Source organism: Lysobacter sp. ESA13C (assembly GCF_019970005.1).
GTDB lineage: Bacteria > Pseudomonadota > Gammaproteobacteria > Xanthomonadales > Xanthomonadaceae > Lysobacter > Lysobacter antibioticus_B.
Genome location: NZ_JAHXYK010000009.1, coordinates 38,685 through 52,666, shown reverse-complemented (window position 1 = coordinate 52,666; position 13,982 = coordinate 38,685). Strand labels below are relative to the sequence as shown.

At 67.5% G+C, this 13,982-nt stretch carries 13 protein-coding genes; 11 read left to right on the top strand and 2 right to left on the bottom strand.

Features of this window, described 5'->3' with window-relative positions; genetic code table 11:
* Positions 1-26: 26 nt before the first annotated feature.
* Positions 27-1,541 (bottom strand): MBL fold metallo-hydrolase, encoded by a 1,515-nt coding sequence (locus LC490_RS17675; RefSeq protein WP_223621048.1) that lies wholly within the window; start codon positions 1,539-1,541, stop codon positions 27-29.
* A gap of 423 nt (positions 1,542-1,964) precedes the next feature.
* On the opposite strand from LC490_RS17675, the gene LC490_RS17670 reads away from it, so the two are divergent.
* From LC490_RS17670 to LC490_RS17640, 7 genes are all read left to right on the top strand, one after another.
* Positions 1,965-3,317 (top strand): glycoside hydrolase family 16 protein, encoded by a 1,353-nt coding sequence (locus LC490_RS17670; RefSeq protein ID WP_031372452.1) that lies wholly within the window; start codon positions 1,965-1,967, stop codon positions 3,315-3,317.
* 418 nt (positions 3,318-3,735) lie between these two features.
* On the top strand, positions 3,736-4,980 hold the full coding sequence (locus LC490_RS17665; protein ID WP_223621047.1) for an isochorismate synthase: 1,245 nt from the start codon (positions 3,736-3,738) through the stop codon (positions 4,978-4,980).
* Positions 4,977-6,638, top strand: coding sequence for a (2,3-dihydroxybenzoyl)adenylate synthase (locus LC490_RS17660; RefSeq protein ID WP_031372450.1), 1,662 nt, complete (start codon positions 4,977-4,979; stop codon positions 6,636-6,638). The genes LC490_RS17665 and LC490_RS17660 overlap by 4 nt, the downstream gene beginning before the upstream one ends.
* Entirely contained in the window at positions 6,635-7,513 is an 879-nt protein-coding gene (locus LC490_RS17655) for an isochorismatase family protein (protein ID WP_031372449.1), read from the top strand. The genes LC490_RS17660 and LC490_RS17655 overlap by 4 nt, the downstream gene beginning before the upstream one ends.
* A complete protein-coding gene (locus LC490_RS17650; RefSeq protein ID WP_051885079.1) occupies positions 7,513-8,841 on the top strand; it encodes a condensation domain-containing protein in 1,329 nt (442 codons plus the stop codon). Before LC490_RS17655 ends, LC490_RS17650 begins: the two co-directional genes overlap by 1 nt.
* Positions 8,838-9,674: a siderophore-interacting protein gene (locus LC490_RS17645; protein WP_031372447.1), complete on the top strand. Its 837-nt coding sequence runs from the start codon at positions 8,838-8,840 to the stop codon at positions 9,672-9,674. Before LC490_RS17650 ends, LC490_RS17645 begins: the two co-directional genes overlap by 4 nt.
* Entirely contained in the window at positions 9,671-10,471 is an 801-nt protein-coding gene (locus LC490_RS17640) for a 2,3-dihydro-2,3-dihydroxybenzoate dehydrogenase (protein ID WP_223621046.1), read from the top strand. The genes LC490_RS17645 and LC490_RS17640 overlap by 4 nt, the downstream gene beginning before the upstream one ends.
* Positions 10,472-10,703: 232 nt before the next feature.
* Here the strand turns inward: LC490_RS17640 and LC490_RS17635 are convergent, their stop codons facing one another.
* A complete protein-coding gene (locus tag LC490_RS17635; RefSeq protein ID WP_031372445.1) occupies positions 10,704-10,937 on the bottom strand; it encodes a hypothetical protein in 234 nt (77 codons plus the stop codon).
* A 394-nt stretch (positions 10,938-11,331) separates the two neighbouring features.
* On the opposite strand from LC490_RS17635, the gene LC490_RS17630 reads away from it, so the two are divergent.
* From LC490_RS17630 to LC490_RS17615, 4 genes are all read left to right on the top strand, one after another.
* Positions 11,332-11,757, top strand: a complete 426-nt coding sequence (locus tag LC490_RS17630) for a CopL family metal-binding regulatory protein (RefSeq protein ID WP_161786123.1) — start codon at positions 11,332-11,334, stop codon at positions 11,755-11,757.
* A 302-nt stretch (positions 11,758-12,059) separates the two neighbouring features.
* Positions 12,060-12,920 carry a cytochrome c gene (locus LC490_RS17625; RefSeq protein ID WP_081930942.1) on the top strand — a complete coding sequence of 287 codons (861 nt, stop codon included), beginning with the start codon at positions 12,060-12,062 and terminating at the stop codon, positions 12,918-12,920.
* The gene (locus LC490_RS17620; protein WP_223621045.1) at positions 12,904-13,434 is read left to right on the top strand and encodes a nuclear transport factor 2 family protein; all 531 of its coding nucleotides are present in this window, start codon (positions 12,904-12,906) and stop codon (positions 13,432-13,434) included. Before LC490_RS17625 ends, LC490_RS17620 begins: the two co-directional genes overlap by 17 nt.
* A gap of 17 nt (positions 13,435-13,451) precedes the next feature.
* The gene (locus LC490_RS17615; protein ID WP_031372441.1) at positions 13,452-13,973 is read left to right on the top strand and encodes a DUF411 domain-containing protein; all 522 of its coding nucleotides are present in this window, start codon (positions 13,452-13,454) and stop codon (positions 13,971-13,973) included.
* The last annotated feature ends 9 nt before the right edge of the window (positions 13,974-13,982 follow it).

Here is a 13,982-nt window from a genome sequence, read left to right as displayed (position 1 = left end):
GAAGGTTGCTCCGCTTGGCAGCGAGCTCAGCGGGCGAGGTCGCCATATTCGGTGTACAGCGCGCGCTCGACCACGGCGCCGCCGATACGGTCGCCGGGCTTGAGCTCGCCGCTGCTCGTTGCCGCTGCGGTTTCGCCGAAGACGCGCTCGCCTTCGCCATGCGCCGCCGACACCTGCACGACCTGGTCCATGTCGGGCGCGCCTTCGAGGCGGTGGGCGAGGAAATGCTCGCGGCCGCGGCCGAAGGCGATCCATTGTCGCGGCTCGGGCTTGCGCCCGGCTTCGAAGCGGCGGAAGTGCACGATCCCTCCGACCTTCACCTCGATGCCGGTGACGATGGGTGTGCCGCCGCGTTCGAAGTGGCCGCGGTACAGATCGGCCTTGAAGCGGCCGTCGGGCCGGATCGTTTCCGGCAACACCCACTGCTCGCTCGGCGCCAGCGTGTAGTACTCGCGCGGATGCGATTTCGCGTCGGCGCGGTACTGCGCCAAGGCATCGGCGGGCAGGCCGGCTTCGAAGATCAGCTGGTAATCGTGCGGACGATGGAACATCGGCAGATGCGAGAGGTAGACCACGTCGGTGCCGGCGACCAGCATGCCGTGCGTATTCGGCTTGTCGGCGAACTCGCCGGGCTGGGCGATGCGCGCCAGTACGAACTCGTCGCGCACTTCCTCGTGGAGGAAATCGCCGAGCTCGGCGCAGGTCTTCTGCCATAGCGCCAAACTCGATGCGTCGAGGGCGAGGGCGTGCTCGTCGGGTTGGTAAGCGCTGCCCAGCGGATAAAGCTGGCCGGCGCGCGCACTCATCTCGATGTGCGCACCGAGCACGCGCTCGACCCGGTGGCGTTGCGCGAACGAGGCCAGGCGCGCCGCGCTGGCGCGATAGGCCGGCCAGTCGCGCACGGTCAGCAAGCCGGGATACAGGCTGTCGCCGCTGAACAGGCTTGCCGTCTGCGTATCGTAGATTGCGATATGCGCAGGCTCGTGCCCCGGTAACGGCAACACCGTGAGCGTGCGACCGCCGAGATCGAAACGCGCCTCGCCTTCGGGCCAGCGGTCGAGGCCGAAGAAGGCGGCGACCTGCTGCGGCTGGGTGCCTACGATCCGGGTGTCGGGACGATCGCGGAACTGGGCATCGCCATGGACGTGGTCGCGATGGCCGTGGCTGTGTGCGACCACCAGCGGCAAGGCGTCGAGCTTGTGCTGGCGCTGCCACTCGCCGAGCAGGCGATCGACCGTCGCACGCAGCGGTAGCTCGCTGCCGGCGGCAGGTTCGGCACCCGAATCGAGCAACAATGCGCCTCGGTCGCCCGCCAACAGGTACAGGAACGGCGCCTCGAAGTTGCTGGCCTTGGACTGGCGCAGGATCCACAACCCGGGCGCGGCTTCGTGCACCTGCAGGCCGGTTTCGCCGGGCGCGCCGTGGACCCAACGGTCCGGCATGGTGACGGCGGGAAGGGCGGGGGCGGGCAGGGTGACAGCGCCGGCCGGGCTGGCGGTGGCGAGGACGAGGAACAGCAGCAGACGGTGCAATGCAGTCATACGCAGGCGGCGGAACGGCGAACGGGCGGGGATTATCCGGTATTGCCGGGCTTCTTGCCGGCACGTCAGGCCGTCATCCCCGCCAAGGCGGAGATCCGGAGACTTCAGAGTCACGAGACTTCAGCGTCATGTGGCGATAAAGCCCAGGATCCCCGCCTTCGCGGGGATGACGAAACAAGAGCGGGAGATGGTGGCGGTGCGCGCAGGCGCACAGACGTGCAGCCGCCCGATCCCGCCTGCTGTCGTGCAGCATGCCGCCGCCGCGCATCCGCGCTTACTACCAACCAGCCCACATGCATTGTGTGAACCCGTCCAGGCAAAAGGAAATACGGGAAAAACAGCCGTTGACAGCGCTGTCATGAGATTCGAGCTTGGCCCCGGACCTGTCACCGGCAGGCGCTATGTTCAGCATCGGAGCCGATCATGAACCTCGCACGTGTATTCGCTTTCTCCACCGCGGCCCTGTTCGCTGCGGGCCTGGCCATGACCCCGCAGGCGGCGCGGGCGCAGACCCTGGTCTGGGAAGACAACTTCAATGGCCCGTCCATCGACGGCAACAAATGGATCTACGACGTCGGCGACGGTTGCCAGATCGGCCTGTGCGGCTGGGGCAACAGCGAGTTGCAGTACTACACCAGCCGCCCCGAGAACGCGCGCATCGAGAACGGACGGCTGGTGATCGAAGCGCGGCGCGAGAATTTCGGCAGCCGCGGCTTCACCTCGGCGCGCCTGAAGACCGAAGGCCGCATGCACTTCAAGTACGGCACCTTGGAAGCGCGGATCAAGGTGCCGGACCTGCGCAACGGCCTGTGGCCGGCGTACTGGATGCTCGGCACGGTCGGCAACTGGCCGGCGCGCGGCGAAATCGACCTGATGGAAATGGGCTCGGCCGCGGCCATCGCGGCAGGGCGGACCAACCGCCGCGCCGGCGCCGCGGTGCATTGGGACTACCAGGGCTCGCAGGCCGACTACGGCCGCGACCACGAAAGCGCCAGCGATCTCAACGGCGGCTTCCACGTCTACCGCATGACCTGGGACCCGCAGTTCATCCGCGTCGCTATCGACGGCCAGCAGTTCTTCGAATTCGCCATCTCCAACATCGAAGGCGCTTCGCTGCACGAGTTCCATCATCAATACTTCCTGTTGCTGAATCTCGCGGTCGGCGGCAGCTACACCGGCATCATGTCGGGCAACGGCATCACCGCGCCGTTGCCGGCGAAGATGGAGATCGATTACATCCGCCTGTACCAGAACCCCGGCAGCGAGCTCTATGTCGGCGGGGCGGCGCCGAGCGGCAAGTTCGGCGTGTTCACCGAGCGCAGCGACATGAACGACCGCCTGCGCTATAACGGCGATGCCAATCTTTACCTGTGGAACAACCTCGCGCCGATTTCCGCGCCGGCCTTCGAGGGCAATCAGCTGATGGCGTTCCGCGCCAATGCCGGCGCCTGGTACGGCCTCGGCGTAGCCACCGGCTATCGCAACATGAGCCGCTTCGGCAACGGGCGCTTGAAGTTCCATATGCGTACGACCACACCGTCGACGTTCAAGATCGGCATCAACTCCTCGTTCGGCGACAGTTGGATCGACTTCGTCAACGGCGGCCAGCAGTACGGCCTGGTACGCGATGGCCGCTGGCACGAGGTCAGCATTCCGTTCAGCGCCTTCCACGATCTCGACCTGCATGCGGTGAAACAGATGTTCATGCTGGTGTCGGACCCGCCGGCGGCGAACGTCGATGTGCTGATCGATAACGTCTATTACCAGGATCGCTGACGCGCTCTGGATGTGATGCGTGTCGCAGGGCGGCGTTTCCGCCTTGCGACGCGCAACCGCGCCGGTTTTTGCGAAAGCCTGCGCAGTCCGCGGCGTTCGTGTGCCGCTCATATCGAAAGTGAACGATGCGAGCGCGAAGCCCGGCTTGCCAAGGCTGGTGGCTCGGCGTACTTTAATCCGCAGTCGGCGACCCGCCGGCGCATGACGATTCCATGACGGGCACGATGCCCGCCATCACTCAGCCAGCCGGCGTTCCTGCCCGCAAGCTCGATCACACCCAGAGCCTGCAGGTAATTACAGTGAACGCATACCGAGGCGCGGCTTGCGCGTCCCCCCGTGTCCGATCGTCTGCCGCATCGCGGCGGCGGCCCGTTTCCGTTCGTCCCCAGTTCGTTTCGACGCGGGCAGGGGGCGGGCGATGATCGGCGAAACGCATGCCCTGACGGCGGTGGAGTCCCCAAACCACGGCGCCCGCTCGCCTGCGACTCCGGCTTTGTTGTCGAGCTATCTGGCGCACGATTCGCTGTTCTCGTCGGCGACCCATCAACTGCATGCGCGCGGCGTGCTGGAAACCCTGGTGCATTCGATCGATGCCGATCTGGCCGGCGAATCCGAGCGATTGCTGGCGCGGGTGGCCGCCGACAGCGGGCGTCTGCCGTTGATGGGCGCGGTGCCGTTCAGTGCCTCGGAAGCCTCGTGCCTGTGGGTGCCGTCGCAGGCCGCATTCGCCGCGGGGCGTGCGCGTCACCGCGGCGCCGCCTTGAGTTCGCTGCCGTCGGATCAGAAGTCCGCACCGCGGGTCGAGTCGGTGCCGGCGCCGGCGCAGTTCAAGCGCAACGTCGAACGCTCGCTCGACCGCATTCACGACGGCGGAATCAGCAAGGTGGTGATGTCGCGCAGCCTGCGCATCGCCGCGCGCGTCGACGTGCCGCAGTTGCTCGCGCAATTGCTGACGCGTGCGCCCGGCGCTTACACCTTCGCCATGGACTTGGCCGGCGCGGCCGGGCCGAAGGCATGCCTGATCGGCTCCAGCCCGGAGCTGCTGTTGTCCAAGCGCGGTGCGCGGGTGGTTTCCAACCCGCTGGCCGGTTCGATTCCACGCGTCGCCGATGCCGAGGAAGACCAGCGCCGGGCGCGCGGACTGCTCGAATCGGCCAAGGACCGCTACGAGCACGCCCTGGTCGTCGATGCGGTCGCCGCGGCCTTGCGTCCCTATTGCCGCGATCTGCGCGTGCCGAAGACGCCGTCGCTGGTGGCGACGCCGACCATGTGGCACTTGTCGAGCGTGGTCGACGGCGAGCTGATCGATCCGAATACCAGCTCGCTGCGCCTGGCGCTGGCCTTGCACCCGACGCCGGCGGTCTGCGGTTATCCGACGGAACCGGCGCGCGGCGTGATCCACGAGTTGGAAGGCTACGACCGCGGTCTGTTCACCGGCCTGGTCGGCTGGTGCGACGCCGAGGGCGACGGCGAGTGGGCGGTGACGATCCGCTGCGCCATGGTCGAGGAAGACAGCGCGACCGTGTTCGCAGGCGCCGGCATCGTCGCCGGTTCCGAACCCGATGCCGAACTCGCCGAGACCACCGCCAAGCTCGGCACCATGCTCAACGCGATGGGCCTGACCCAGGCGGTGGAGGCGACCGGCGCGGAGGGCACGGCATGAGCGGCACCGATCTGCTCGAGGGTTGCACGCCGTGGCCGGAGGACTTCGCCGAGCGCTATCGCGCACTCGGTTACTGGGCCGGGGTCGGCCTGTATCAGCGTCTGGCCCAGGTCGCCGCCGAACACGGCGAACGCATCGCCGTGGTCTGCGGCGAACGGCGTTGGAGCTATGCGCAGTTCGACGAGAAAATCCGGCGCTTCGCCGCTGGACTGACCCGCCTGGGCATCGGCCCGCGCGATCGGATCGTGTTGCAGTTGCCAAACCTCGGCGAGTATTACGTCGCCTGCTATGCCTTGTTCCGCATCGGTGCTTTGCCGGTGTTCGCCTTGCCGGCGCATCGGCGTTCGGAGATCGCCTACTTCGTCGAGCATACCCAGGCCCGGGCCTGTGTGATCGCCGACCGCGATGTCGGTTTCGATTACCGCGAATTGATGCGCGAGGTGCGCGCATCGCAGGACTGCCTGCGCGAGGTGATCGTGGTCGGCGAGGCGCAGGAGTTCCACGCTTTCGATTCGCTCTACGATGCGCCGATCGATCAGCCCGGGCCGAAGGCCGGCGAAATCGCCTTCCTGCAGCTGTCCGGCGGCAGCACCGGCGTGCCGAAACTGATCCCGCGCAGCCACGACGATTACCTTTACAGCGTTCGCGCCAGCGCCGAGATCTGCGGGCTGGACCAGGACTGCGTGTATCTGTGCGTGCTGCCGTGTGCGCACAATTTCCCGATGAGTTCGCCGGGTGCGCTTGGCGTGTTCGAGGTCGGCGGCCGCGTCGTGCTCGCGCGCCAGGCCGAACCCGACTTCTGTTTCGGCCTGATCGCCGGCGAGGGCGTGACCCTGACTTCGCTGGTGCCGTCGCTGGCCTTGGCCTGGCTGGAGTCGCGTGCGCGCGAACGCCACGACTTGTCCAGCCTGCGGACCATCCAGATCGGCGGTGCCCACCTCGCCAACGAAGTCGCACGGCGCGTGCCGGGCGCGTTCGCCTGCCGTTTGCAGCAGGTGTTCGGCATGGCCGAAGGCCTGGTCAACTACACCCGCGACGACGATGCCGAGGATTTGGTGTTGAGCACCCAGGGACGCCCGATCAGCGCCGACGACGAGATTCGCATCGTCGACGACGACGATCGGCCGGTGCCCGACGGCGAAACCGGTCATTTGCTGACGCGTGGGCCGTACACCATCCGCGGCTATTACCGCGCCGAGGCGCATAACGGCCGGGCCTTCACCGAGGACGGTTTCTACCGCACCGGCGACCGCGTTCGGCGCTTGGCCTCGGGGCACCTGATCGTCGAAGGCCGGGCCAAGGACCAAGTCAACCGCGGCGGCGAGAAGATCGCCGCCGAGGAAGTCGAAAGCCATCTGCTCGCGCATCCGGCGGTGTTCGATGCCGCCCTGGTGGCGATGCCGGACCGTTGGCTCGGCGAGAAAACCTGCGCGTTCGTGGTTCTGCGCGAGCCCGCGCCGAGTCCGCGCGAGCTGCAGCGCTTCCTGCGCGAACGCGGCATCGCCGCGTTCAAGATTCCCGACCGCATCGAGCCGATCGAGCGCCTGCCGCGCACCGCGGTCGGCAAGATCGACAAGAAACTCCTGCGCGCCCGCTTCGTCGCGCCGCCGGCCGACGCCTCGGCCCCTCACTCACTTTTCGCCGAAACGCTGTCATGACGATTCCGACCATCGCTTCCTATCCCATGCCGGGCACCGACCGCCTGCCCGCGAACCGTGTCGACTGGCGCCCGGACCCGTCTCGCGCGGTGTTGCTGATCCACGACATGCAGGATTACTTCCTCGCTTTCTACGACCGTGCCCAGGCGCCGGTGCCGGAACTGTTGGCGAACATCCGCGCCTTGCGCGATGCCTGCGACGATGCCGGCGTGCCGGTGGTCTACACGGCGCAGCCGACCGAGCAAAGCGCGGTGCAACGCGGCCTGCTGCAGCCCTGGTGGGGGCCGGGCATCACCGCCAAGCCGGAGCTGGCGCCGGTCGCGCTCGAGATCGCGCCGCGCCCGCAGGATGTGGTGCTGACCAAATGGCGCTACAGCGCTTTCGTTTCCAGCGACCTGCGCGAACGCATGCGCGAGCAGGGCCGCGACCAGCTGATCGTTTGCGGCATCTATGCCCATATCGGCTGCATGATGACCCTCGCCGACGCCTTCATGCACGACATCCAGCCGTTCATGGTCGCCGATGCGGTCGCCGACTTCTCCGCCGAGGAGCATGCGATGGCGCTGGATTACGTGTCGCGTCGCTGCGGTGTCGTCATCGATCGCACCGTCTGCATCGATGCGCTCGGCGCCGGCCTGGGCCTGCCGCGCAGCCTGATCGCCTTGCGCACTGAGCTGGCGCAGATCATGGAGGTGCCGCTCGACGAGATCGCCGCCTCGGACAATCCCTTCGAAGCCGGCCTGGACTCGATCCGGCTGATGACTTTGCTCGAGCGCTGGTCGAGCCGCGGCGAGCGCATCGGCCTGGTCGAACTGGCCGAACGCGGCAGCGTGTCGGAGTGGTGGCAGTTGATCGATTCGCGACGGGCCGCCTGATGCAGCAGAACAGCCAAGCCTTGCCGCTGACCGGCCCGCAGTACGGCATGTGGGCGGGGCAACAACTCGATCCCGACAGCCCATCGTTCTGGACTGCCGAGGCGATCGAACTGACCGGTCCGCTGGATCTCGGCGCGCTGGAAGCCGCGTTGCGCGACACCTTGTCGGCCTGCGATGCCTTGCACATGCGCTATCGTCTGCAGGGCGAAGAGGTCGTGCAAATTCTCGACGCGGCACGGCCCGTGACGATCGCGCACCAGGACTACTCGAACTGCGAGGACCCGTGGCGCAGCGCCCGCGCCTGGATGGACGAGGACCTGCAGCGCAGCGCCGACCTGGCGCAGCGGCCCTTGTTCGCGACCGCACTGATCCGACTCGGCGAACATCGCCACCTGTGGTATCTGCGGGCCCACCATATCGCCCTCGACGGCTTCGCCTATCTGCTGTTGATCCACCGCGTCGCCGAACTGTATTCGGCCGGTGTCGGCGGACGCGCGGCGGAGCCGGCGCGCGACTGGTCCCTGGCGGCGACCATCGCCGACGAGGCGGCGTATCGCGCCTCGCCGCGGTTCCTCGCCGACCGCGATTACTGGACGCAGCGTTTCGGCGACGTCGGCGAGCCGGTGACCCTCGGCCCGAAGCGCGCGCCCGACGACAGCTCGCATTCGCAACGCCTTCTGCTGGCACCGGCCGAGTACGCGCGGTGGCAGACGGCAGCGCGGGGTCTTGGAGTCGATTGGGCGACCTGGCTGATCGCCTCGATCTTCGCCTGGCTGCATGCGCGCAGCGGCGCGAGCGATCTCAGCCTGGGCTTGCTGGTGATGAACCGGCTCGGCACGCCGGCGCTCGCCGTGCCGTGCATGGCGATGAACGTGGTGCCGCTGCGTCTGCGCATCGACCCGGAGCAGAGCTTCGAGGGCCTGGTGCGAACGGTGGCCGGCGAACTGCGCGAACTGCGCAGCCATCAGCGCTATAACTATGAATGGATGCGCCGCGACCTCGGCCTGGCCGACGGCCATGCCCAGCTCTACGGCCCGGTGGTGAACCTGATGCCGTTCGATCGCGGCTTCGTCTTCGAAGGACTGCATAGCTGCGCCCATCCGATCTCGGTCGGTTCGGTCGAGGACCTCGACATCACTGTCTCGCCGATGGCCGAAGGCATCCGTTTCGACATCGAAGCCAATCCGCAGGCTTACGATGCGGCGACCCTGCAGGCGCATCACGCCGCGCTGTGCGAGGTGCTCGAAACGGTGATCGCCGAACCGGCGATCTCGGTCGGTGCCCTGGCCGGGCGGGTCTGTTCGCCTCGCACGGCGGAGGCGGCATGAGCGGCGCACGGCCGCGCCCGCGCCCGCGCTTGCTGCGGGTGCTGCGGGTCGTCGACCTGACCCCGCGTATGCGCCGCTTCACCCTCGGCGGCGACGACTTGATCGGTTTTCCGGGCGGCAGCGAAGGCGCGCATATCAAGCTGTTGTTTCCCGATGCCTCCGGTGAGACGCCGCTGTTGCCGAGCCTCGGCGAGCGCGGCCCGGTCTGGCCCGAGCATGCGGTGCGGCCGCATGTGCGTACCTATACGGTGGTGCGCATCGACCCGGACGCGAACGAGATCGACGTCGACATCGTCCTGCACGGCGACGACGGCCCGGCCTCGCGTTGGGCCATGCGCGCCGGCGTCGGCGACCCGCTCGGCCTGGCCGGGCCGGGCGGGCCCGATCTGTTCCAGGGGCATGCGCAGCGCTTCGTGCTGATCGGCGACCCGAGCAGTTATCCCTTGCTGTTTGCGGTGATCGCCAAGCTGCCGGTTCCGGCGCAGGTCGATGTCCTGATCGAGGTGCCGGATGCGAGCGAAGTGCAGCCGCTGCCGCCGCACCCACGCTTGAACGCGCAATGGCTGTCGCGCCATGGCGGTCCCGCCGGCGCCAGCCGCTTGCTGTTCGATGCGGTGCGCAAGCTGCCGTGGAACGAGGCCGAGACGGTGTCGGTGACCCTGGCCGGCGAAAGCGCGCAGGTAGTCGCGATCCGCGATTTCCTCGCCGAGGTTCGCGGTGTGCCTCGGCGGATGATGTACGCGGTGCCGTACTGGAAAGACCGCTGGGACGAAGACCGTTACCACGACGAACGCCACCGCATCATGGACGCCTTCGACGAGGTCGCGGCTTGAGCGCTGTCGCATTGAAGCCCGGCGAGTTCGTCGGCCGCACTGTGCTGGTGACCGGCGCCGCGCAAGGCATCGGCGCGGCGACCGCGCAGCGCCTGGCGGGGGAGGGCGCGCGACTGGCCCTGGTCGATCGCGACGCCGACTTGCTCCAGGCCGTAGCCGAAGGATTGCGCCGCGCGGGCTCGCAGGTCCATGCGATCGTCCTGGACCTCGCCGATGTCGCCGCGGTCGATGCGGCGGTCGCGGAGGTCGAAGACGGCTTCGGCGCGATCGAACACCTGGCGCATGTCGCCGGCATCTTGCGTGTCGGCGAATCGCTCGATCTCGACCTGGAGGATTGGGAGGCCTGCATGGCGGTCAACGCCCGCGGCGTGTTCGCGACCACGCGGGCGGTGGCGCGGCGCATGGTCGCTCGCGGCCGCGGCAGCATCGTCCTGGTCGGCTCCAACGCCGCCTCGGCGCCGCGCTTCGGCATGTCGGCCTATGCGGCTTCGAAGGCCGCGGCCACGCAGTACCTGCGTTGCCTGGCGCTGGAGCTGGCGCCGAAGGGCGTGCGTTGCAATATCGTCTCGCCGGGCTCGACCGACACCGCGATGCAGCGCGCCTTCGTGCGCGACGAAGCGGCGCGCCGCGACATTCTCCATGGCGCCGCCGATCGCTTCCGCCTGGGGATTCCGCTTGGGCGTATCGCCGACCCCGACGATGTCGCCGAGGCGGTCTGCTTCTTGCTGTCGGACCGGGCGCGGCATATCACCCTGCACGATCTGCGCGTCGACGGCGGCGCCACGCTGGACGCCTGAAACCCGACGCTGGCTTGTTCGAGCGCTGGTTCGCGGTGAACGCCGCGAGATACGCAACCCCCGGGCGGACACGGCTGAAGACGCTCGGCTTCCTCATCTTGCCGGAATAGGACACGACGGAAAATGCTCTGCTTGCGGGCCGGCCCCGATCGAGGGCTGGCCAGGCGCGCCGGCTCATCAAGAGCCGGCGCGCGATGCTCCGACCGGCGGAACGGCGTCCGCCAGCAATGGCTCAGGGCACGATGATGCCGCGATCGTCGTCCTCGCCGACCACGCCGCTGTCGGTGGCGCCGTTGTTGTTCCAGACGATGTAGAGATACTTGCGCTCGCCCGGCGCCGGATCGCCGTAGTCGCCGTTGTTGGCGATGAACTTGCGCTGCTTGTTAGCGTACTGTTGGGTGACTTTGCTGGTGACGTCGTTGGTGCTGTTCCAGACGCCGTAACCGGCGAAGCTGATGGTGGCCATGATCCTGTCCTCATTGTGCAGACGACTCTCGCTCGCATCCGATGCCGGCGAGCCGCGCCGGCGTCGTCCTGGCCGGCGGCAGGACGGAGCATCCACGTTTGCGCCCGGATTCACCTGCCGGGAACCTTACGGTTTGCGTTCGTAACTCGATCAATGGCTTAGGGCGGGTTCGCATGCCGGTAACACCGGCGTCATCCGGCGAGCGCCCGGTATCCGCACAGCGCTCGCGCATGCGGCATGGCCATGGAGCCGAGCCGAGTCGAAGCAATCGCCGGAATCTTCGACAGTCCCGTGAAGCCGCAAGTCGAGCGTAAGCGCGGGACACGGCCGAGTTCGGGACCGACCTTCATGTCGGGCCTGTCTCAGCGAAGCCCGGATGAGGTATCGTGCCGCCATGTCCGTTTCCGCCATCGCGCTGCGTTTGCTGCTGAGCCTGGTTCTTATCCTCAACGGGATAGGGACGGCGAACGCATCGATACGCATGTTGGGCGCAATGGCGATGCCGGCCGCTTCGTCATCGGTTACGGCGGCAGCGAAGAACGGCGCTGCGCCCTGTCTGGAGCATCATGCGGTGCCGCCAGGAAAGTCAGGTGCCGCAAGCGATGCCTCCGGGCCGGCTCCCGATGGCTGCGCCGATCCCGCACCGGATTGTTGCGAATCCTCCGCATGCGGTTGCGCATGCATGCAGAGCTGCGCGTTCGCGGTGCCGGCCGTCGCGCAGCCCATGGTGGTCATCGCTCGCGATCCGTCGATCCGAGCGATGAGCTTGGGTCACCCCGCGCCCACGCTCCCGCATCTGATTCGACCTCCCATCGCCTGAGCGTTCGCCGGCGCCGCAAGGCGCCTGCCGTCGTGCATTCGGTCTGCCCGAGCACGACGGTCCTGCCCACTCCCGCGGGCGTCCCTGGCGCATGCAGAACTCGCCATGCCATTCGATTCCGTCGCCGCTTGCGCCGACGGATCGCTGATTCGATTGCGCGCCGGCTTGGCCGAGCCACGCGTCGGAGCGGCGAACCTGCGCCTCGCATCGGCGCAGGTTCGAGCAGGGTCGAGGCCGCGCCCAACTGCGCGACGAGTTCGCCAGCACGCTCGCGCGTTCGCACAAGATTCACGAGAGACTCCATGAAGACCATCCGCACCTCCATGCTCGCGGCCATGCTCGCGATCGGCTTAGTCGCCGTCGCCGGCGCGGCCACCGTATATTCCGGCGTCTACAACGTCGCCGCTGACGAGCCGCATACGCCTGCGGTCTACGCATTGCTGGAAACCGCCCGCGCTCGCTCGATCTCCGTACGAGCGAGCGAGTTGCAACTGCCGGCCGGTCTCGACGATGAGGCGCGTATCCGACAGGGCGCAGGCAACTACGCCGCGATGTGCGCGGGCTGTCACCTGGCGCCAGGCAGCGGGCCGACCGAACTGAGCAAGGGCCTGTATCCGGCGCCGCCGGACTTGACTCGGGAAATGGTGTCCGCCGCCGAGGCGTTCTGGGCGATCAAACACGGCATCAAGGCCAGCGGCATGCCGGCCTGGGGCAAAAGCATGCAAGACGAATACATCTGGAACATGGCCGCGTTCCTGCAAAAATTGCCCAAGCTGGACAAAGCGCAGTACCAGGCCTGGGTCGCCAGCAGCGGCGGGCACTCGCACGGCGGCGGGGAAACCGGTGGGCATGCGCACGCACCTGACCAGCGCGACAGCCATCGGGAAAGCGGCGGGCCAGCGCATGAACAAGCGCATCCCCGGCAGAACGATGAGAGCGGGGCCATGGGAGCAAAGCCGGGCATGAGGTCGGAAGGCGGAACCCGCCATACCCACGCAGATGGTATGCAGCACCTGCATGCTTCGACGGTAAAACCGTCCGGGCCGAAACCGCCGGCAAAACCCCAGGCCGCCGATCCCCATGCGGGGATGGCCATGCCGGAAGCGAAACCCAATCCCCAAACCCATCCAGCCAGCGACGATGGCCATGACCACCAACATTGACCGTTCACTTACCCGGGAGAATAAATCGATGCCTTTGCGCTTACTGACCTGTTTCTGCGTGGCCGCACTGTTCGCGTTGCCGGCACCGGCCCACGATGGCAAGCACGCATCGCCGGCCAACAGCGATGTCTCGGCGGCCGCGAAGCCTGCGCTCGAAACGGTCGAGCGCTTTTCCTCGGCGCTCCAATCCGGAGACCTGACCCAGGCGGGCTCGTTGTTGGCGGACGAGGCGCTGATTCTGGAAAGCGGCGGCGCCGAGCATTCGCGCGAACAGTACCTGGGCGGGCATGCCGCGCACGATGCCGCATTCCTGAAAACGGCGCGCGTTCGAGTGCTGCGCCGCACCGCCCGCGCCGAAGGCGGTCTGGCCTGGGTGGGCACCGAGAGCGAAGTGCATACCAGCGGGGATGGCAAGCCCACGATCTTGCTGAGCACCGAAACGATGGTGCTCGAGCGAGCGCAGCCAGGCTGGCGAATCGTGCATATTCACTGGTCTTCGCGGCCCAAACGCTAAGGAACGCCGTCATGCGAATGAACAGATATCAAGCCGGACTGTGGCTGGCGCTGGGAGCCGGCCTCGCCTTGAGTGCCTGCGCACGCTTGCCCGATAGCGCGGCGGCCAGCACGCCTGTCGTGTCAGCCCCAGTGAGCCCCGTGGCATTGCCCCAGGTCCTGGTGCACAAGGACCCGGCCTGCGGTTGTTGCCATCTGTGGGTCGAGCATCTGCGCAAGGCCGGCTTCCGGGTGGAGGCGCGCGACGAGGACAATCTCAACCCGATCAAGCAGCGGCTCGGGGTTCCGCATGGCAAGGGTTCGTGCCATACCGCCGAGATCGATGGCTACGTGATCGAGGGGCATGTGCCGGCGCAGGATATCCGTCGTCTGCTGGCCGAGCGTCCCCGGGCCCGCGGCCTGGTGCTTCCGGGCATGCCCGCGGGCTCGCCGGGAATGGAACTGCCCGATGGCAGCGTGTCGCCCTATACGGTGGAACTCGTCCTGTTGGATGGCAGCACGCAGGCCTTCAGCCAGCATGGCGGCGAAGCGGCGCCGTAGATCGGTACG

Bases quoted from the DNA above. Each gene is read 5' to 3' on its own strand.
- LC490_RS17675 (WP_223621048.1), bottom strand. From the start codon at position 1,541: ATGACTGCATTGCACCGTCTGCTGCTGTTCCTCGTCCTCGCCACCGCC.
- LC490_RS17670 (WP_031372452.1), top strand. From the start codon at position 1,965: ATGAACCTCGCACGTGTATTCGCTTTCTCCACCGCGGCCCTGTTCGCT.
- LC490_RS17665 (WP_223621047.1), top strand. From the start codon at position 3,736: ATGATCGGCGAAACGCATGCCCTGACGGCGGTGGAGTCCCCAAACCAC.
- LC490_RS17660 (WP_031372450.1), top strand. From the start codon at position 4,977: ATGAGCGGCACCGATCTGCTCGAGGGTTGCACGCCGTGGCCGGAGGAC.
- LC490_RS17655 (WP_031372449.1), top strand. From the start codon at position 6,635: ATGACGATTCCGACCATCGCTTCCTATCCCATGCCGGGCACCGACCGC.
- LC490_RS17650 (WP_051885079.1), top strand. From the start codon at position 7,513: ATGCAGCAGAACAGCCAAGCCTTGCCGCTGACCGGCCCGCAGTACGGC.
- LC490_RS17645 (WP_031372447.1), top strand. From the start codon at position 8,838: ATGAGCGGCGCACGGCCGCGCCCGCGCCCGCGCTTGCTGCGGGTGCTG.
- LC490_RS17635 (WP_031372445.1), bottom strand. From the start codon at position 10,937: ATGGCCACCATCAGCTTCGCCGGTTACGGCGTCTGGAACAGCACCAAC.
- LC490_RS17630 (WP_161786123.1), top strand. From the start codon at position 11,332: ATGTCCGTTTCCGCCATCGCGCTGCGTTTGCTGCTGAGCCTGGTTCTT.
- LC490_RS17625 (WP_081930942.1), top strand. From the start codon at position 12,060: ATGAAGACCATCCGCACCTCCATGCTCGCGGCCATGCTCGCGATCGGC.
- LC490_RS17620 (WP_223621045.1), top strand. From the start codon at position 12,904: ATGACCACCAACATTGACCGTTCACTTACCCGGGAGAATAAATCGATG.
- LC490_RS17615 (WP_031372441.1), top strand. From the start codon at position 13,452: ATGAACAGATATCAAGCCGGACTGTGGCTGGCGCTGGGAGCCGGCCTC.